Source organism: Bradyrhizobium vignae (genome assembly GCF_004114425.1).
GTDB lineage: Bacteria > Pseudomonadota > Alphaproteobacteria > Rhizobiales > Xanthobacteraceae > Bradyrhizobium > Bradyrhizobium vignae.
Genome location: NZ_RDQF01000022.1, coordinates 1 through 18,900, shown reverse-complemented (window position 1 = coordinate 18,900; position 18,900 = coordinate 1). Strand labels below are relative to the sequence as shown.

Sequence of the window (18,900 nt, the reverse complement as noted above, 5' to 3'; positions counted from 1 at the left end):
ATGCGGCGCTGTACAGCGCGTTTCTGCATGGCGCGTTGGCGTGAGGGCCGATGCGACCAATCGTCAGCGCACCGCACGCCTTCGCCCTACTCTGCCGGAGACGCTGCGACGCCGGCCGGCGCACGGTCGAGCCGGAGGCTCCACAGCGCCAGCACGAGACCAATGGCCGTGATCCCGGCTGCGACCAAAGGCAGCGTGGAGAGACCGAGCCCGCGGTCAATGGTGACGCCACCGGCCCAGGCGCCGAGCGCGTTGCCGAGATTGAACGCGGCGATGTTGAGGCTGGAGGCCAGCGTGCGACCGCTGGGGCCGGCAGCCTCCAGCACCCGAAGCTGGAGCGGGGCGACGGTCGCGAAGGCGGCGATGCCGAGCAGCAAGATCAGCGCGATGGAAAGGATCTTGACCGATAGTACGGCGGCCAGGCCAAGCAGCACGATCGCAAGCCCGGCGAGCGTGCCGGTCAAGGCCCGTGCGAGGCCGCGATCCGCAAGCCTGCCGCCGGCGACGTTGCCGATCGCAAGCCCGACGCCGAACACCAAGAGAATCGGCGAGACCGCGGCCTCCGAGAAGCCGGTGAAACGTGTCAGGATCGGCTGGATATAGGTGAAGACGACGAACAGGCCGGCGAAGCCGAACACGGTCATCGCAAGACCGAGCAGCACCTGCGGACGACCGAGCCCCGCCACTTCTTCGGCGAGCGAGATCGGCTTGTCGCCATTGCCGACATGGCCGGGGACGAGCAGCGCGACCACCGCAAACGCAATCACGCCGATGACAGTCACCGCCCAGAACGCCGCGCGCCAGCCGAGCATCAGGCCGAACCAGGCGCCAAAGGGCACGCCGAGCAACGTTGCCACCGTGAGACCGATGAACATGGTCGCTATCGCAGACGCACGCTTGTCCTCGGCAACGAGGCTGGTGGCCACGACCGAACCGACGCCGAAAAAGGTGCCGTGGGCGAGCGAGGTCAGCACACGTGCGGCCATCAGCAATTCGTAGTTCGGTGCCAGCGCGCAAGCCGAATTGCCCAGCGTGAAGATCGCCATCAGCGCCAGCAGCACCGTCTTGCGCGGCATTTTGCGCGTCGCGAGGGTGAGGACTGGCGCCCCCACGAACACGCCGAGCGCATAGCCGGAGATGAGCAGGCCCGCAACCGGCACGGAGACATGCATGTCAGCGGCGACCTGGAGCAACAGGCCCATGATGATGAATTCGGTGGTGCCGATGCCGAAGGCACCGGCGGTGAGAGCGAGAACGGCGGGAGGCATGCGTGGCTCCGATGGGTGAGACGAGCCACGCAGATAGCGGCACGGCCGCAGAATCATTAGAATGTCCGCAATCCAATCATTTGTGACGTGAATTCAACATGGCCCGCTTCGACACCAACCGCGCCGCCGAGATGGAGGTCTTCGTCCGCGTCGTCGACCTCGGCGGATTCACCCAGGCCGCGCGAAAGCTGCGCCTGACCCCGTCCGGCGTCAGCAAGCTGATCTCGCGTCTGGAGGCGCGCCTCGGCGCGCGGCTGGTCAACCGAACCACGCGCAAGCTGACGCTGACGGAGGAAGGCCAGGCCTTCTACGAGCGCTCGTTGCGCATCCTCGCCGAGATGGAGGAGGCCGAGCGCGAGGCGGCCTCAGGCGCGGCGCCGCGCGGCCGCCTCACGGTCAATTGCAACATTCCGTTCGGCATGCTGCATGTGATGCGGTTGATCCCGCGCTTCCTGAAGCAGCATCCGGACGTCACGCTCGATCTCGTGCTGACCGATACGCTGATCGACCTGATGCAGGAGCGCGCCGACGTCGCCATTCGCGTCGGCCCGCTGCGCGCCTCACGCCTCGTCGCGCGAAAGCTCGGCACCAGCCGCATGGTCGTGGTCGGCGCGCCGGACTATCTCGCACGCTGCGGCATGCCGAAGACGCCGGCCGATCTCGTCGATCACCGTGGCATCGGCTGGACCTTTCCGCGCAGCATCCGCGGCTGGCCGTTCAGGCGTGGCGACCACACCGAGCAGGCCCTGCCCGCTCCGGTCGCGCGCGCCAGCGACGGCGAAGCCGCCCGCCGTCTCTGCCTCGGCGGCGTCGGCCTCGCCCGCCTCGCCCTCTTCCACATCGGCCCCGACATCGAATCCGGCCGCCTCGTGCCGGTGCTGCAAAGCTACAATCCCGGCGACCGCGAAGACATCCACGCCGTCTATGTCGGCCACGCCGCCCCGCTACCCGCGCGCGTCCGTGCCTTCATCGATTTCCTCGCCGAGCACGTGCGGGTGAGCGATCCCGCGCTGAAGCGGGCCGGAGATGGGAGGTGGAAATTGGTGGGATGAGATAGCGGTGGAGGGCTCAGAGGAAGTTTGACCCGCGCCGGCTTGCCGAGCCGAAGCAAGCGGCAACGAGTCCGCCTTCGTCCCTGCGGGCTTCGGCGCGAAAGCCTTGCGTGACGTTCGGAAAAAAGGGGTTGTTCACGCCATGCCTACTTGTCTGGGCTTCTCCTCGCGGGAGAGCCACACACCAAATCCGTTTGATGAACGAAGGGGGTAATCCGGACGGCACCAACTACCGTCCGGCTAAGCTCCTGCTTGGAGCCGTCCGGCGTGCAAGCAACGCCGCGCAACGCGCGGATCGATGTCGACGACACAAGTCATAGCAGACTGAATATAGTGGCCATTCAGCTGGAAACATTGCGACGAAACCGCACAGTGGCGGGCAATCCGGACGATCAAGGTGAAGACCATCGAGGATGGCCGCGATCCTCGCTCGCTGCAAAGGATATCTGTCGGTTGAATAGTAGACCTTGACGTGAATGTGAGTCGCAATCCGACTGGACGTGGTTATGTTGCTCGATCGCTTGCACCTGCGGCGGAACAGACGAAGGGCCACGATGACGCGGGGCCACGCCGAGTTCAGCCAAGCTGAGGACACCGAGCCAAACGACAAGCCAATCGATACAAGTGGCTGGCGGACAATCGTGCTCTGCGGCCTTTACGCTTTGCTCGGCGCTATCGCGGCCCCAGTTGCCGCTCTGGTCGGCACCTTTCCTCACTGGATCTGAACCGCTCAATTTAGAGCGAGTCTTGTCAGCGGTTCTGGCGGAGTAGGGCTTCAAGGTCGATCACTTGCAACCGCGCCAAATCTAGCAGTGGAGATATCTATTCGCGTCGGCTAAGCAGTCGGGGTCAGCGAATACACACATCTTGCAGCTGGGCAACGAACGCGATGTTCCTCCTTGCCGTCCTTGCGCTTCCTTTCGCCGGAAGCTGTACTGCGGCTCTTTTGCGAGTCAATGCGCGCAACGCTGAGGCGTGGCTCGCCGGCGGCGTCGCACTTGCTGCCTTTAGCCTCGTCGGTATGGCTTACCCGAGCGTGACGAACGGTGGCGTTGTCTGCTGGCGGACGGAATGGATCGCTGAACTTGGACTGGAATTTGCGTTGAGGCTCGACGGCTTCGCATGGGCATTCGCCATGCTGATCACCGGAATTGGCTTTCTGGTGGTGCTGTATACCCGCTATTACATGTCGCCCAGCGATCCCGTGCCCCGGTTCTTTTCCCTGCTGCTGGCGTTCATGGGCGCGATGCTGGGGATCGTGCTCTCCGGCAACCTGCTCCAGCTCGTGTTCTTCTGGGAGCTGACTAGCCTGTTTTCGTTCCTGCTGATCAGCTACTGGCATCACAATTCGGCTGCGCGTGACGGCGCGCGTATGGCGCTGGTGGTCACCTCGAGCGGTGGGCTCTGCCTCTTCGCCGGCGTCTTGCTGATTGGCCACATCGTCGGCAGCTATGACCTGGACAAGGTGTTGACGTCAGGAGAGGCGATCCGTTCGCATCCGCTCTATGTCCCCGCGCTCGTGCTGATCCTGCTCGGCGCCCTGACCAAGAGCGCCCAATTTCCCTTCCATTTTTGGCTGCCGCACGCGATGGCGGCTCCGACTCCCGTATCGGCCTATCTGCACTCGGCAACGATGGTGAAGGCCGGTGTGTTTCTTTTGGTCAGGCTCTGGCCCGCCCTCGGCGGATCGAACGAATGGCTGTGGCTGGTGGGATCGGCCGGTCTGATCACCTTCCTGGTGGGCGCGTTTCTCGCGGTATTCCAGCAGGATCTAAAGGGCCTGCTGGCTTACTCGACCATCAGCCATCTCGGCTTGATCACGCTCTTGACTGGACTGGACACGCCGTTCGGGCAGATCGCAGCGGTCTTTCACATCATGAATCATGCCACCTTCAAGGCATCGCTGTTCATGGCGGCGGGCATCATCGACCACGAAACCGGCACGCGCGACATTCGGCGCTTGAGCGGCCTCTACGTGTTCATGCCGATCACCGCGACGCTGGCCATGGTCGCGGCCGGGTCCATGGCCGGCGTGCCGCTGCTGAATGGCTTCCTCTCGAAAGAGATGTTCTTCGCCGAAACAATCGAAGTCCATGACAATTCACTCGTCGATCGAGCGCTTCCCTACATCGTCACCGCGGCAAGCACCTTCACAGTTGCCTATTCTCTCCGGTTCATTCGTGACGTATTCTTCGGTCCCGCCCCCGTCGGTCTTCCGCGCACCCCCCACGAGCCGCCCCTCCTGATGCGGCTTCCGGCCGAGCTTCTCGTGCTTGCATGCGTCGTGGTGGGCATAGCGCCGGCGTTGACCGTTGCACCGGTCCTCGATACCGCCGCTGGCGCTGTGCTCGGTTCCAGCATGCCGGAGTACAGTCTGAAGATATGGCACGGCTTCACGCCCGAATTGCTGATGAGCGTTCTGGCGATGGTTGGCGGCGTCGGCGTCTATGTGATGCTGAGCTCCTACCTTCTCGCCAACGAGGGGCCGCCCTTGCTCGGCCGGTTCAGCGGGAAGCAGATCTTCGACTGGATGATGGTGACGTTATCCTGGCGTCTTGCACGCTGGCTCGAGAGCAAGCTTGGGACGCGACGTCTCCAGCCACAACTGAGAGTCTTGGCCGCTACGGCGTTCCTCGCCGCCTTGCTGCCGCTCTATTCGCGCGGCCTCCCGCTGGCGGATCCCCTGCGGACTACATTTGACCTTGCGTTCGCTTTGCTTTGGACGGTCGGCGCCGCCTGCGCGGTCGGCGCCGCGATCGAAGCCAAGTTTCATCGCGTCGTCGCGCTGATCCTGCTCGGGTCTGCCGGTCTCGTGACCTGCGTCACCTTCGTATGGCTATCGGCTCCCGACGTGGCCCTGACGCAGATCGTCGTCGAGACGGTCACGACAGTGCTGCTGCTACTCGGCTTGCGATGGTTGCCAAAACGTATCGCACCGGCCGGGGCGGAACCGCCAGCCGGCAGGATTCGATGGCACCGCGTGCGTGACTTCGCGATCGCGCTCTCCGTCGGCGTCGGGCTGGCGACACTCGCGTTTGCAGCCATGCAGCATCCCGATACGAACAGCATCTCGCGCTACTTCGTCGAGAACGCCTATACCAAAGGTGGCGGAACCAACGTGGTCAACGTCATCCTGGTGGACTTCCGCGGATTCGACACAATGGGTGAGATCACAGTCCTCGCTGTCGTTGCGCTCACCGTCTACGCGCTGTTGCGCCGCTTCCGTCCGGCGCCTGAGAGCATCCCCGTTCCCGAACAGCAGCACGCCCAGGACAGCCACGACGAGGCGCATCCCGACCGACAGAAGGGTGACACCGCCAAGGACACGATGGAGACCGCGTCGCTGATGATGAGGCTGATGTTTCCCGTGATCGGCGTAGTCGCGGTCTTCCTGCTGTTGCGCGGGCACGATCTTCCGGGCGGAGGCTTCGTGGCCGGCGTCGCCATGGCGACCGCGTTCATCCTGCAGTACATGGCTCGCGGCACGACATGGGTGGAAGCTCGTCTGCACTTCATGCCGGTACGCTGGATGGGGATTGGGCTTCTGCTCGCTGGGTGCACGGGGGCAGCTGCCTGCGTTTTCGGATATCCGTTTCTGACCTCGTACTTTGCGTATGCCGAACTGCCGCTGGTCGGCCGCGTCCCCACAGCGAGCGCATTCCTTTTCGACGTCGGCGTGTTCTCACTCGTGATCGGCGCCACCGTGCTGATGCTCATCGCGATCGCGCATCAATCGCTGCGTCGCTACGCAGTTCCGCCTCAGAGCGGCCGAGGCTTGGCCAGTGAGCCATCGAGGGAGGAACTGGTCTGATGGAGTTCGTGCTGGCGATCGGTATCGGTACGCTTGCCGCGTCCGGCGTTTGGCTGATCCTCAGGCCGCGCACCTTTCAGGTTATCATCGGGCTCTCGTTGCTTTCCTACTCGGTTAATCTGTTCATCGTGGCCATGGGGCGAGTGCGGACGGGGGCTCCGGTGCTCATCACAAAGGAGGCCGGAGATTCTGCGCGGTTTGCCGATCCGCTTCCGCAGGCGCTTGTACTGACTGCAATCGTCATCAGTTTCGCGACCACCGCGCTCTTCCTCGTGGTGCTGCTGGCATCCCGCGGCCTCGCCCGGACCGATCATGTCGACGGCCAGGAGCCGGAAGCGTGAGCGGCGCCTCTGGTCTGGTCATTGCGCCGATCCTCCTGCCCCTGCTGGCAGGTGCCGGCATGCTGCTGCTCAACGGAGAGAAGCACCGCTCGATCGTCGCCGGCCTCAACGTCGGCGCAACCGTTGCCCTCGTTTGCATTGCCACGATCCTGCTCGGACTCTCGGATGCCGGTACAAGGGACGTCTATCGTCTGGGCAATTGGCCTGCGCCATTCGGAATTGTCCTCGTTCTTGATCGGCTGTCGGCTCTAATGCTGCTGCTGACCAATGTCCTCGCGCTGGCCTCGGTGGTGTACTCCCTTGCACGCTGGCACCGGGCAGGCGCGCATTTCCATCCGCTGTTTCAATTCCTGCTGATGGGCCTCAACGGCGCCTTCCTCACGGGCGATCTCTTCAACCTGTTCGTGTTCTTCGAGTTGTTGCTGGCGGCGTCGTACGGTCTTCTGCTGCACGGATCCGGCCTTGCACGGGTGAAGGCAGGGCTGCATTACATCGTCGTCAACCTCGCCGCCTCGCTGTTGTTTCTGATCGGGGTCAGCCTGATCTACGGCGTGACCGGAACGCTCAACATGGCGGATCTCGCGGCACGCGTGCACGCGGTCGCCGCCGAGAGCCGCGGCTTGCTCGAAGCAGGTGCGGGCGTGCTTGCGGTTGCCTTCCTGCTCAAGGCCGGAATGTGGCCCTTGAACTTCTGGCTGCCGACCGCCTACGCGGCCGCAAGTCCGCCGGTGGCGTCGATCTTTGCGATCATGACGAAGGTCGGCGTCTATATCGTGCTGCGCCTGTCGCTCTTGCTTTTCGGCGAGGACGCCGGCGCATCGGCCGGCTTCGGCAGGGAGTTCTTGTTGTTGGCCGGCTTGGCGACGATCCTGTTCGGAGCGATCGGCACATTGGCCTCGCAAGACACCGCCCGACTCGGCGGTTTCTCCGTGCTCATATCCTCCGGAACGGTGCTCGCCGCCACGGGGATGGGACAGGTCGGCGTCACCAGTGGAGCGCTCTTCTACCTGGTCAGCTCGACGCTCGGCATCGGAGCATTCTTTCTCCTCGTCGAGCTCATCGAGCGCGGCCGTGAACCTGGAGCGGACATGATCGCTGTCACGCGGGAAGCTTATGGAGAGGAGGTCGAGACAGACCAAGCCGAAGGGGACGTGGGCATCGCGATCGTGGCCACCATGGGATTGCTCGGCGTCGCTTTCATCGGCTGCGCGCTGGTCATCGCCGGCTTGCCGCCGCTGTCCGGATTTATCGCCAAATTCGCGCTGCTCGCGGCGGCTCTGCATCCGGCCGATCAGCCAGGGGGGGCCATTCCCGGCAGCGGATGGGCTCTGCTCGCAGTGCTGATCCTCTCGGGTTTCGCGACCTTGGTCGCGATGGCACGCGCTGGAATCCGTATCTTCTGGGCCTCGCCCGATCGCACTGTGCCGCGCGTGCGCGTGATCGAGATGGCGCCGATCATGTTCCTGCTGTTCATCTGTGCTGCGCAAACCGTCTGGGCCGGTCCCGTGATCCGCTTCATGCAGGCCGCGGCGCAATCCCTCCACGCGCCGGCGGACTACATCAGCGACGTCCTGAACACCGGCTCTAGCAGCCGACAAGCGGAGGGCAAATGACACGCTTGCTGCCTTTTCCGATCGTGAGCTCCTGCCTGCTCGCATTGTGGCTGCTGCTCAATCAAGCGGTCACGTTTGGGCACATCCTGCTTGGCTGCTTGGTCGCCCTCGTCGGTGGTCGGATCCTGACCGTACTGGAAATACCGAGCGTGCGGGTCAGGCGACCCGGCGTCATTATGCGACTGTTGGCACGGGTCACCGTCGACATCGTGCGCTCGAACCTGGCGGTGGGGCGGATCGTTCTCGGCTTTGGACGGTGGCAGCGAGCGCCGGGCTTCGTGGAGATTCCGCTCGACATGCGCGCCCCCTACGGGCTGGCCTCGCTCGCCTGCATCATTACGTCGACCCCGGGGACGCTGTGGGTGAATTTCGACGCCCAAAGAGGGGCGCTGACCATCCACGTTCTGGACCTCGTCGATGAAGAGGAGTGGATCCGCACCATCAAGGACCGTTACGAACGTCATCTGCTGGAGATATTCGAATGAGCCAGCTCATGCTGACCTACTCGCTCCTGGTCGCGCAGGTGTTGCTGGGATTGGCGATCGGCTGCGGCGCTTTGCGCATCTTCCTTGGACCGCGCGCTCAGGATCGCGTTCTCGGTTTCGACACGTTGTCCGTCAACGCAATGTTGTTGCTTCTGACGGTCGGGATTCGAACCGGCGAGGCGCTTTATTTCGAGGCTGCCCTGGCCATGGCCCTGTTCGGATTCGTCGGGACGGTTGCGCTCGCCAAGTTCCTCCTTCGCGGCGAGGTGATCGAATGAACGGCATCGAGCACTTGCCGCCTTGGGCTGCCGTCCTCACAGCGGTCTTCCTTTTGACCGGCGCTGCCGTCACGCTGATCGGCTCGCTGGGCCTTTTGCGGCTCGGCACATTCTACGAGCGCGTCCATGCGCCGACGCTCGGAACAACACTCGGCACCGTCTTCATCGCGGCCGCTTCGATGGTCTGCTTCTCGGTTCTGGAGAGCAGAGCGGTGCTGCACGAAATCCTGATCGTCGTACTCGGCGCCGTGACCACCCCGATCGCGTTGACCGTTCTCGTCGGCGCAGCCCGCTTTCGCGACACCGCGGAACGGGCACAGCTGGGTGAACCCGTAGGCCGGGCGCTGCCTCACGCGGCGCCAGGCGACGCTTCGGCGGGCAAGGCCGACTAAATGTCGCAATTGATCCCCTGCGGCGCACGCTTAAGTCCATTGTAGGCGTGATGCTGAACTGTGCGCGTTCTCCGCGACTTCAGCCGGCCGATCGTTGGCCCGTCGCCGGCCTGATTATGCGGATGCCATTCAGAGATCTGCGGCATCCCAAACAGAGGACGTGATGACCAAAGTGCGACCAGACATTCAGGAGAACCGGCTGCAAATCGGCATGTGACCCGGGCGATTTGTATCGCCCGGGCGCGGCAACTCAACGATTCTGACCAAGCCGGGAGTTCTTCATGTCTGTCTTTTTGGCACTGCTGGTTCTGACCTCGTGGATCCTGTTCATCTGGATTTACGACCCCGACGGGTTTCGGGCGGCATTCGCTCGCCGTCCGCCGCCGATGCCGCATGACCCGGAAAGTTGACGCTGGAAGGTGCTTTGTCACCTGACGGTTTTGACCGCGACCCGCTACCGCGCTCTTCATCTCAGGGCGCGCCCGCGCGTTGCCGCGTCATGAGCCGGCCTTGAAGCAATCAAATCGCCGGCCTTGCCGAAAAGACGCGGCGCGGTCGGCCAGTACAAGGGTTCTGACATGATCATCGTCGCTGCGACGGATTTCTCTACGCGTTCCCATCGCGCCCTGCGGCAAGCCGGCCTTCTGGCCCGCGCTCGCCGCGCCGAGCTGCACCTTGTTCACGTCGTTGATGAAGACCAGCCGGACGATCTGGTTCGCATGGAAGAACGGGAGGCCCAGCGGGTGCTGGTGGAGCAGATCTGGTCCATGCCCGAGCTGCATGACGCGCGCTGTCATCCGATCGTGATCACGGGTCACCCCTTCGACGGAATCTTGCGCGCGAGCGCCGCGGTCGGCGCCGATCTCATCGTGATGGGGGCCCATCGCAAGCAGTTTCTGCGCGACATCTTTACAGGGACCACTATCGAGCGTGTCGTCCGCGGAGGAAAGTATCCCGTGCTGATGGTGAACAACGAGGCGCAGCGGCACTACGAACGGGTTCTGGTGCCAGTCGACATGTCGGAGACATCGGCCGACGCGATCCGCTTCGGTCTGTCCGCCGGGTTTTTGGAAGACGGCTCGACGCTCCTTCACGCCTTCTCGCCGGTGGCTAAGAGACGATTGCTCAGCTCTGGTGCGAGCTCCGACGTCATCAGTGGATATGTCGATAGCGAGCGTCACGGAGCGATGGAGGAAATGAGCAGTTTTCTCGTCGCCAATGAGTTCGACGCCCAGCGATGGTCGCTTAGAGTCGACGAGGGCGTTCCCATGCAGGTGATCGCGCGTGCGGTTGCAGAGAAGCGACCCGACATGCTCGTGATGGGTACGCACAGCCGATCCGGGCTGCTTCGCGCGTTGATCGGGAGTGTGACGGAAGAAGTTCTTCGCTCCCTCAACGTGGACGTTCTGGTGGTTCCTCCCACCGGTCCTGACCTCAGACCTTCAAAGACGGCCACCGCTGCCTGTTCTGACGCCTGACGGGAAAAGACTTTCGGATCGCCTGGAGAGACCGGGGCCGCATCCAGCACTAAAGCATGATCCGGAAAAGTGCGAAGCGGTTTTCCGGAAAGATCATGCGTAAACAACAAGCTAAAGCGCGATGACGATTCATCCAAATCTCATCGCGCTTTAGGGCGCGGTATCCTCCCACGCAGCAAGCATGACATCCGCAGGCATTCGCACGTCCGCGGATCGCCATGTAGCACCACGGCTCGCGCCCTCCCGAGATGACTTACCGGCATCTTCGCCCGGGGTCGCGGACAGACGATTTCAAACACTTAGTAACGGGCCGCCTGTCGCCAGAGAACCTCGGCGCCAAGTGCCGAATAACGCAAAAAGCGAGCGGAATTGAGGTTTGTGCCTCGGAGCCACCACCTGCCGGCTCTCGGGCGACGAGCCACGTGATTGGGCTCATTACAATCCCCTGCAGCGATTATACTCGCGGCGAATCCCAACACGTAAACTGAGCGCGAGGCCCGCTTTGGGTAAGCGGCGGTCGAAGTGAGCACAGCGCGCGTCCGGTCTAGCCGCGATAGCCGACACCACAATGGCCGCGCCTTGTTCGGCCAAGGGCCATAAGCGGCAGCCGATGCTCATTGGGAGGCGATCAATTCTCTCTACCCGCCGGGATCAGTTGCGGCCTCAGAGCGGGACCATAATTTCGCAGACAAGTCCCTCTTTGTGCCAATCAAAGCGGACCGTCCCCTTCAAGTGGCTGATCATTCCTTCAATCATACCGACACCAACGCCGTTCTGGGTCGGTTGCTGCACGTCTGGACCACCTGTCTCAGTCCAGAACAGGTATAATTTGCCGTCAGCCCCCTGCGACCATTGCAGGCTTAACTGGCCCTTGGGCTGGGACAAAGCACCGTATTTTGCAGCGTTGGTGGCCAGCTCGTGCAACGTCATGGCAATTGCCTGAGCGATGCCGGGCTCTAGTAGAATTTGCGCTCCGTCTATGAGTACCCGCTTCCCGCTTTGGGAATATGGAGCCAGTTCCTGTGTCGCGATCGCGGATAACTCGGCACCGATCCAGCGTGTCGCGACAAAAAGTGAGCACACTTTCTCAAGCGCTTCGATGCGTCCAATAATTATTTCTTTGAGATCTTCCGGCGAGTCTGATTGAGAACGACTAACCACCGCCCGAATGGTCGCAAGCAGGTTCTTGCTGCGGTGCTCGGCCTCCCGCGCCAATGTCGTGATCAGCTCCTGATTCCTCTTCTGCTCCGTAATATCTCTCGCGATCTTTGATGCACCGACAATTTTGCCATGGTCATCTTTGACAGGAGAAACGGTCAACGAAATTACGATCAAGCTGCCATTCTTGCGTTGCCGAACCGTCTCAAAATGGTCGATGCGCTCGCCTCGTCTGATGCGCGTGAGAATCTCGCGCTCTTCGCTCTGCCGGTCCTGAGGGATTACAATTGTAATGGGTTGGCCGATCGCCTCGCCGGCCGAGAAGCCAAATATACGCTCGGCACCTTTGTTCCAGCTTGTAATAATGCCATCGAGATTCTTGCTTACAATCGCGTCGTCACTGGACTCGACTATCGCGGCCAGGAAGCGCAACCGCTGCTCACTTTCGCGAAGCGCAGTTTCGACTTCTCTCGTCTCCTTGCTGGGAGACTTGCGTTCAATTTGTCCGCCCACAGTGCACCTCCAGGTACGCTTCGCTGCGACAGCCTAGCCCCGTTTTGCGAATTGAAAGGATCGCAATGGTGTGTTCGAAGGCAGCGTTCTGGGACTAGGAGCAAAGTAGATGCCGAAGTTTTACGTTCAGACATACGCCAAGGTCCATATCGGCGAAATCGAGGTAGAAGCAAATAGCTACCACGAAGCGGCTGCAAAGGCCGACCTGATCGTACAGAAAGATTACCTGCAGGATAAGGGTGACGAAGGCAAGCTGATCGCCGGTCAGTACCTCGAGATCGAGGAGGCGGAGCTTCACCTAGGTGACCCGGACAGCGCCTACGACAACACGCGATTTCTCGAGCTGTCGACCTCCAGTGGTCCGGACGAAAATTCGCGAAGCTCCGTAGTCATATTCCAAGCTTGAGATCGCCGGAGGAATCTTCCCAGGTCCTCTGGCGTCAGCGACCCCTGATTATCCAAGACATCCAGGGACTGGTTACGTCAGGCGCACCCTGGCTTAAGTTTCTGAAAGCGAAACGATAGTGATCGGTCCCGGTCAGCTCTTTCATGCTGCCGGCTGCGGAGGCCGCTTGTTCAAATCGACCGAAGCGAAAAGCAAGAAAACGGCCAAATTTTTGGCCTGTCTGCAGCTCTAAGTACGAGATCATTTTTGCCGGCTGGCGGAGGGAGAGAATTTAGAAAAAAAACTTGCTCGACCGCTGCGCCTCAGGTGCTCTCCCTCGGGGGACAGAAGCTGCAATTTAAGCTTCTCTCCAGAGTATACTGGAGGAGCAACGGTATAATAGTGCCTCGCCGAAGCAGTGGCACGCCCCTCTTGCCCGACAGAAGGCCATCCGCCTTCCGCCAGCCCTGAGGCCTTTGATCCCAAGATGCGAAGCTATGGGCGGCCAGAAAATATCCTCGAGCCGGTCTGCTTTTACTTCAGACTACCTTAAACTCCACCTTGTGTCCCGCCATAGACGACTTTGCGGTGAAGTCCCTGCCGGCCTTTTTGCTTTCCGTCCACTGGATTGGGCTGATGGGATTGTTTTCAAGTTGCAAGTCGAGGGAGGTTAATACGATCGGTGCCGTGGGGTAGTCCGCAGGGGTGACGGTTACTTTGTAACTTTCGACAGCACACACGGCGTAAGTCAGCTCAGATATATCGTCCATTTTCAGTCTGGTGTCCGACTGAATTTGATTGTTACGCGAAAGCGAGCAGACATAGTTGAACTTTCCGCCAGTATCTCTGCCGCCCTCAATAGAGCCGGTAATTATATCTCCTGTCGTGACTGGGATTGCCTTAGAGTAACAGCGGTTCTCGTCACTCAGGTGATCTTGGCCGACCGCCGAGCCTGGATCAGGCAGGTTCGGGTACTTCATAGGGTCGAAATCAGCACTCACGTACCAGCTCCGGATGAACCAACCATTGGTGGTCCACTGGAGGACCGGCTGTAAGATTCCTCCCGTTGCATTTGGTCCCGATACGCTCTCCAGACCATTGAAGATGAATATGATCTGCCCTTCATCGTTCGTTGGTGGCGAGGGCACCACCCAATTGGCTTCGAATTTCGTAATGTGGTCGCTCGTAGATCTGTTGCGCCAGAGCGTGTAACCCTGCCATCCGCCGTCGGGACAATCGATGTTGATGGTCAGCCCATTCAATCGAAGGTTTGGATTAGTTCCGGGCTGCGGCGCAGGGTCCCATTCGGTTGTAAGACCGTGATGCCGTCTGCGACTCTTATTCACTTTGATCTTTATCGGTACTGCGTAGTCCCACAGCGCAATGCGAATAACCTCATCTAAATGCTCCAACAGATTGGCGCCCACTTGCCTGGTGTCGAACGGGTTCATTGCGTTCTTCGGATCAGCAAACCTCGCCGGCTGCTTCTCCAGGTCATCACGAGCTTCCTGAGAGAAGTCGGGCCAATGGTCGAACGCGGCCTGTCCAATTTGCGGTGTACGGCCCCACTTTTTAGGATCCGGCTCCACGTCGCGTTGATAAAGTCCCCACTTAAGATCACTTCTGTTCAGGAAATTGTTCTTAATTAGATTGTGAACATTACCGATATTGCCCCGCGAGTAGGCGTGATCGTTGAATGTCGATAGATAATCGGGGTCCATGTAAATTGCGCCACGGGTTTCTATTCCGCCAGCACCCTTCGGCTGAGCGAGCGCCGCCCGCGGGAGAGCGGCCGTCGCCGCGGTTGCAACGCCACCCGCTAGCACGGTACGCCGATTGAGCGTGTCTTGCTTCTCGGTCCTGCCGTCTTCTTCTTCAGACATGACGTTCCTCCTTGTTAGCTCGCCAGCTGTGAACGATCCAGCACCCTTGAAAGCGTGCGATGAACTTCGCGCTGCGTTCCTAGGGCGCCGATTTGCTTTGCTATTTGCTCGGCTTTGTTTCGGTCCGCCGAAGACTCCACTCCCAATGCGCTATTTAAAGCACTCTTGATGAGCAACGCTTCCAGCTCTAGGGGTTGGTACCCGCTCTGTTGAGCGCTCTGCTCACATCGGCAAACCATCTCTATTGCTACGTTGCGTTGGGTTGTCGATGCTGCCTCACAGAGCGCTAGACCTAGCTCTGCGCGCAATGCAGCCGACCGATGCCCAAGCAGTTCGGCCTCTTCACGGGCCATTTCAAACGCCGTTCGCGCTTCTGTCACGCGCCCTACTCGCAAGAGTGAAAGCCCATGCTGGTTGGCAAGCACGGGTATGAAAAGGTGCACTTCATGCTGATGCGCAAGCTTGAGGGAGTGTGCCAGCGCCGTTTCCGCCGCCTGCGGCTCATCTCTTGAGAGCAAAAGCACTCCGCGGCTAAATCCCCCTGCTATCGCTGCAGCGGGACCTTCATTCTGAGCCGCAATCTCATCTGCTCGTGCTTGCGCCGCGACAGCGCCCTCTTCGTCCCCAAGCGCTACTTTACTGACGCAGATCATCATACAGCTAAGCAGTGCAGCTTGTGCTGCTCCGCCGCCGGGTGGCGGTGAAGCACCTTCAAAATAAAACCGCTTATAAGCTCTCTCCAAAATCTCTACGGCCTTTACGAAGTGACCGGCGATAAACCGCGCCTGCCCCAACCCGTATTCCGCATAGGCCAACCATCCAGGCTCGCCGCTCTGGCCTGCTTCGCGCACTGCAGCCTCGCCCGCGTCGAGCGCTTCGGCCGGCGCACCATAGAAGTTCAACGCCGCCGCACGCATGGCCAACGCAGGAATTCGTCGTCTATTGTCGCCGGAGGCGAGTGCGCGCGCCTCGGCCTCTCTTGCCAAGTCGAGCCAACGGCTCACCTTTCCTAGATTTCCGTAAGCCATTCGCGCCTCAATCCTAAGATCAATCGCGATTGCCTCACGTTGCGGTGACGGCGGCAGCTTGTCGACCGACGCTATTGCCAGTTCGAAATGCTTCATCGCATCCGAAAACGCAGATTGGCCAAAGCAGCGACGCGCGATCGTTGCCCCCAAATCGGCTGCACGCGCCCATTCCTTGGCTTGAACAGCGTGGTGCACCATTATGGCTGCCAACTCGTGCGCGTTCTGAGCAGTAGCCGCCTCGGCCTCGAGCTCGGTCAGAACACGCTTGTGTAGTTTCACCCTATCGGATTCCAGGGTGGCATCGTATGCAACCTGGCGAACGCATTCGTGCGGGAACGTGTTTTGCCCCTCTCCCGCCTGCGGGACGCACACCAACATACCCGCCGCCAGTAGTGCGGTATGGATTTGACGGAAGACCGCCTCCTCCAAACCTGCGATCACCCGGAGTAAACGGCTTGGCACTTGAGGACCGATCGAGGCGGCTACTTGCAAGACCCGCTTCTCGCGCGGGGCCAGTCGATCAATGCGACTCGCGATCACACCTTGAACTGTCAAAGGAACGCCGAGCTCTGTCCCCTCTAAGGCCGGCTCAAATTCACCCCACGCTCCCCTTAATCGACCGGCTTCTATAAGCCCACGACACACTTCCTCTAGGAACAACGGCATCGCACCCGTGTGCTCTAGAATTCGTTCCTTTAAAAGCTGAAGGCGAGGCGATGGACCAAGCAACTGATTAAGCATTGCAAGGCCTTCATCGGGCGCTAGTGGGGCTAGTACCAGTCTGGCATCCGGCTCACACCAAGAGGGCAGCTCATCTGTTCGAGCAGTGATTAACACGAAAAGTGGAAGACGCTTGGCCAACGCCACTATTGCGTCAAGGGCGGGGGCGCTTGCCTCATCAGCCCATTGCGCATCCTCAATGAGAAGCAATGTCGGCTGCCCACCAACCCGACGGGCCACGACCGAACAAGCCATATCGATGATGGCACGAGTTCGCGCGCGGGAGGCTAGCTTTGTCCATACGGGAAGGCTTTCTGCAACTACTCCATCGAGCAGAATCCGCAGCGCAGCCGATTGTACATCTGGCAGGTCGGTGTTGGCGCCCGCTTTATCAGCCCCACTTAGCTCCGAAATAGATTTGACCAGGATATCCTTGAGGAGGGAAAACGGCGAATCGCCAATGATGGGGCTACATTCCGCCTCCACGGAATGCCAGCCGCGCTGATGCAGCACGTGCACAGCCTCGCGCACCAAGCGCGACTTGCCCACGCCCGGTTCCCCCGAAACAAGGGCAACGCGACCGGGGCCATTCGCAGCCGCGACACCAAGCGCAAGTAAGTTTGATAATTCCGTCTCGCGACCGACGAATGCTGCTGTACCTCGCCCCAGGGTCACTTGCCATTTCGATAGCTCACCAACCCTTTTTATGGGATGAACCATGACTGGCTGGGCAAATCCCTTTAGAAGGTGCCTTTCCGGTGCTTCGAAATGGATATAGCCTCCGGCCAGCATCCAGCACGTCTCGGACGCCAGCGCCTGGCCAGGCTCCGCCACCGCTTGCAAGCGCTCAGCCATGATCAGTGGAGGGCCGTCAAAATCGTACATCTGGGTGTAGTCGAGCTTCCGGGGTCCGGCCACTACCAAGCCTGAGTGCACGCCAACCCGCACGCGAATGCTACCATCCGCAAGCGCTTCAATCCGGCTCAGAAGGTCGAGCGCAGCGAGGCAAGCCAGGACCGCGTGCATGTCGTTGGCGACCGGCGCACCGAACACGGCGAATATGCCATCACCCATTTCTCGATGAATAATGCCCCCGTACTGATGCACAGCCGATCGCATCTGACCCATTGCCGGCGCGAGCCGCGCGATCGACTCTTCTAAATCGAGGCCTGTCACCAGATCCGATGAGCGGTGCAGATCGGCTCGCAAGATGGAGACATATTTTCGTTCGGTCGCTAGATTCCGCAAATGCCTCCGGCGATTTATCGGGGACGAGGCTGTTGGCCTTCCATCTCCAGCCGAATCACGCCCCCCTCTGCCCGCGTGGACGATCGTGCTATTCTGCCCAAAAATTAGGGGGCTCGCGATAGATCGGGCGTCCAGCGGCCTGAATGGCGCAGTATCGCTCAAACCTGAACCAATCGAGCTGTGATGCCGGCGTGCCACAGGCGATGCCCTCCTCGCCCGGCAGAAGTGACGCCCGCCGAGCGGAGCTCAATTTCCGGTAAATTAGTCCTCAGATTACTCTTTGGAGTCAAGGCGTCACCGGGCCTGTTCCATGATCTGGCCGCCTGTCAGCCGCAACCGCTCTGCTAGGATGCAACCTGGACAAGAACGTTGAGACCTCGCCTGGCCAATTCTGCCGACGGTCTTAGATTTATCTCCCCTCCGGTGCTAGAGTTGCCTCAGCCGTCCTGCAGTTCGATTAATTCGGAAAGGCAGATCTGCTGTGACGTGCAAGCTATTTCGTACTTTGGCGAGCTTCTCGCTACAGAATGGCCAGTCGAGGCGAGAGCCTCAAGACAAAGTCGATCACCCTATCCGAATTGCGCGTTGAGCTTCTCTCTACCGTTCAACCGCGAATAATCTGACGCTATTAGTAATGCCCTTTAGAGAATGATGACCTTCGTCATGGAACCGAATGTTTGATCCTGCCACCAGGTCACGGACGGTATTCGAGACCAAAACCTGTCCGGGCTTCGCCATCGTCGCAACGCGCGATGCGATGTGCACGGCGATTCCGCTGACATCGTCATCGGCAACTTCAATCTCGCCCGTGTGAAGGCCGGCCCTCACCTGCAACCCGAGCGGTTCGACGCTTTCATTTATTGCAAGAGCGCACCGGATCGATCGGGCCGGACCGTCGAAAGTTGCTAAGAACCCATCACCCAATGTCCTCACTTCACGGCCGCGATGCCGCAACAGTTCTCGTCGCACGATCGCATTGTGGTGACCCAGCAGGTCGTGCCATGCGCGGTCGCCGATCTTCTCCGCGCGTTTGGTTGAGTTCACAATATCGGTAAACAGAACAGTGGCGAGGACGCGATGCTTCGGCGGCCGATCGCGACCCAGTAAAAAACTCCTCAACCTCATCTAGCAGGCTGTTGAAGAACTCAGCCGCGTTCGCAAACGAAGGCTGAATCGTCGCCATTGTGGATGTAGAAGTGGCCGACGAGCCTGCCCGCAGTGCCGATCATAGCCCATCCGCGACCGCA

At 60.6% G+C, this 18,900-nt stretch carries 15 protein-coding genes; 10 read left to right on the top strand and 5 right to left on the bottom strand.

All coding sequences use genetic code 11. The annotated features are described in order from the left end of the window. Positions 1–86: 86 nt before the first annotated feature. Positions 87–1,268, bottom strand: coding sequence for an MFS transporter (locus EAV90_RS19950; protein ID WP_164937022.1), 1,182 nt, complete (start codon positions 1,266–1,268; stop codon positions 87–89). Positions 1,269–1,366: 98 nt separating this feature from the next. Between EAV90_RS19950 and EAV90_RS19945 the strand changes: the two genes are divergently transcribed. The 9 genes from EAV90_RS19945 to EAV90_RS19910 all read left to right on the top strand — a co-directional run bounded on the left by EAV90_RS19945 (position 1,367) and on the right by EAV90_RS19910 (position 10,718). Further along, entirely contained in the window at positions 1,367–2,320 is a 954-nt protein-coding gene (locus tag EAV90_RS19945; RefSeq protein ID WP_129144436.1) for a LysR family transcriptional regulator, read from the top strand. 889 nt (positions 2,321–3,209) lie between these two features. Beyond that, complete coding sequence (locus tag EAV90_RS19940) at positions 3,210–6,131, top strand: monovalent cation/H+ antiporter subunit A (RefSeq protein ID WP_129144435.1); 2,922 nt, start codon at positions 3,210–3,212, stop codon at positions 6,129–6,131. Continuing rightward, complete coding sequence (locus EAV90_RS19935; RefSeq protein ID WP_122400507.1) at positions 6,131–6,472, top strand: Na+/H+ antiporter subunit C; 342 nt, start codon at positions 6,131–6,133, stop codon at positions 6,470–6,472. Before EAV90_RS19940 ends, EAV90_RS19935 begins: the two co-directional genes overlap by 1 nt. Next, complete coding sequence (locus EAV90_RS19930; RefSeq protein ID WP_129144434.1) at positions 6,469–8,085, top strand: monovalent cation/H+ antiporter subunit D; 1,617 nt, start codon at positions 6,469–6,471, stop codon at positions 8,083–8,085. The genes EAV90_RS19935 and EAV90_RS19930 overlap by 4 nt, the downstream gene beginning before the upstream one ends. Continuing rightward, complete coding sequence (locus EAV90_RS19925) at positions 8,082–8,570, top strand: Na+/H+ antiporter subunit E (protein ID WP_129144433.1); 489 nt, start codon at positions 8,082–8,084, stop codon at positions 8,568–8,570. The genes EAV90_RS19930 and EAV90_RS19925 overlap by 4 nt, the downstream gene beginning before the upstream one ends. After that, positions 8,567–8,848, top strand: coding sequence for a K+/H+ antiporter subunit F (locus EAV90_RS19920; RefSeq protein ID WP_122400504.1), 282 nt, complete (start codon positions 8,567–8,569; stop codon positions 8,846–8,848). The genes EAV90_RS19925 and EAV90_RS19920 overlap by 4 nt, the downstream gene beginning before the upstream one ends. Beyond that, positions 8,845–9,240 (top strand): monovalent cation/H(+) antiporter subunit G, encoded by a 396-nt coding sequence (mnhG, locus tag EAV90_RS19915; protein ID WP_122400503.1) that lies wholly within the window; start codon positions 8,845–8,847, stop codon positions 9,238–9,240. Before EAV90_RS19920 ends, mnhG begins: the two co-directional genes overlap by 4 nt. 281 nt (positions 9,241–9,521) lie before the next feature. Further along, the gene (locus tag EAV90_RS41280; RefSeq protein ID WP_283810494.1) at positions 9,522–9,650 is read left to right on the top strand and encodes a hypothetical protein; all 129 of its coding nucleotides are present in this window, start codon (positions 9,522–9,524) and stop codon (positions 9,648–9,650) included. A gap of 168 nt (positions 9,651–9,818) precedes the next feature. Beyond that, positions 9,819–10,718: a universal stress protein gene (locus EAV90_RS19910; RefSeq protein WP_129144432.1), complete on the top strand. Its 900-nt coding sequence runs from the start codon at positions 9,819–9,821 to the stop codon at positions 10,716–10,718. Between the two features lie 663 nt (positions 10,719–11,381). Here EAV90_RS19910 and EAV90_RS19905 read toward each other — a convergent pair. Then, the gene (locus EAV90_RS19905; RefSeq protein ID WP_129144431.1) at positions 11,382–12,389 is read right to left on the bottom strand and encodes a PAS domain S-box protein; all 1,008 of its coding nucleotides are present in this window, start codon (positions 12,387–12,389) and stop codon (positions 11,382–11,384) included. A gap of 109 nt (positions 12,390–12,498) precedes the next feature. Here EAV90_RS19905 and EAV90_RS19900 point away from each other — a divergent pair, with 109 nt between their 5' ends. After that, positions 12,499–12,795 (top strand): hypothetical protein, encoded by a 297-nt coding sequence (locus EAV90_RS19900; RefSeq protein WP_129144430.1) that lies wholly within the window; start codon positions 12,499–12,501, stop codon positions 12,793–12,795. Positions 12,796–13,313: 518 nt separating this feature from the next. Here the strand turns inward: EAV90_RS19900 and EAV90_RS19895 are convergent. The 3 genes from EAV90_RS19895 to EAV90_RS19885 all read right to left on the bottom strand — a co-directional run bounded on the left by EAV90_RS19895 (position 13,314) and on the right by EAV90_RS19885 (position 18,778). After that, positions 13,314–14,657, bottom strand: coding sequence for a hypothetical protein (locus EAV90_RS19895; RefSeq protein WP_129144429.1), 1,344 nt, complete (start codon positions 14,655–14,657; stop codon positions 13,314–13,316). Between the two features lie 14 nt (positions 14,658–14,671). Next, a complete protein-coding gene (locus tag EAV90_RS19890; RefSeq protein ID WP_245509568.1) occupies positions 14,672–17,581 on the bottom strand; it encodes an ATP-binding protein in 2,910 nt (969 codons plus the stop codon). Between the two features lie 669 nt (positions 17,582–18,250). Then, complete coding sequence (locus EAV90_RS19885) at positions 18,251–18,778, bottom strand: adenylate/guanylate cyclase domain-containing protein (protein ID WP_129144427.1); 528 nt, start codon at positions 18,776–18,778, stop codon at positions 18,251–18,253. Between the last annotated feature and the right edge of the window lie 122 nt (positions 18,779–18,900).

Coding starts and splice junctions, on each gene's coding strand:
- EAV90_RS19950 (WP_164937022.1), bottom strand. CDS start 1,268: ATGCCTCCCGCCGTTCTCGCTCTCACCGCCGGTGCCTTCGGCATCGGC.
- EAV90_RS19945 (WP_129144436.1), top strand. CDS start 1,367: ATGGCCCGCTTCGACACCAACCGCGCCGCCGAGATGGAGGTCTTCGTC.
- EAV90_RS19940 (WP_129144435.1), top strand. CDS start 3,210: ATGTTCCTCCTTGCCGTCCTTGCGCTTCCTTTCGCCGGAAGCTGTACT.
- EAV90_RS19935 (WP_122400507.1), top strand. CDS start 6,131: ATGGAGTTCGTGCTGGCGATCGGTATCGGTACGCTTGCCGCGTCCGGC.
- EAV90_RS19925 (WP_129144433.1), top strand. CDS start 8,082: ATGACACGCTTGCTGCCTTTTCCGATCGTGAGCTCCTGCCTGCTCGCA.
- EAV90_RS19920 (WP_122400504.1), top strand. CDS start 8,567: ATGAGCCAGCTCATGCTGACCTACTCGCTCCTGGTCGCGCAGGTGTTG.
- mnhG (WP_122400503.1), top strand. CDS start 8,845: ATGAACGGCATCGAGCACTTGCCGCCTTGGGCTGCCGTCCTCACAGCG.
- EAV90_RS41280 (WP_283810494.1), top strand. CDS start 9,522: ATGTCTGTCTTTTTGGCACTGCTGGTTCTGACCTCGTGGATCCTGTTC.
- EAV90_RS19910 (WP_129144432.1), top strand. CDS start 9,819: ATGATCATCGTCGCTGCGACGGATTTCTCTACGCGTTCCCATCGCGCC.
- EAV90_RS19900 (WP_129144430.1), top strand. CDS start 12,499: ATGCCGAAGTTTTACGTTCAGACATACGCCAAGGTCCATATCGGCGAA.
- EAV90_RS19895 (WP_129144429.1), bottom strand. CDS start 14,657: ATGTCTGAAGAAGAAGACGGCAGGACCGAGAAGCAAGACACGCTCAAT.
- EAV90_RS19885 (WP_129144427.1), bottom strand. CDS start 18,778: ATGAGGTTGAGGAGTTTTTTACTGGGTCGCGATCGGCCGCCGAAGCAT.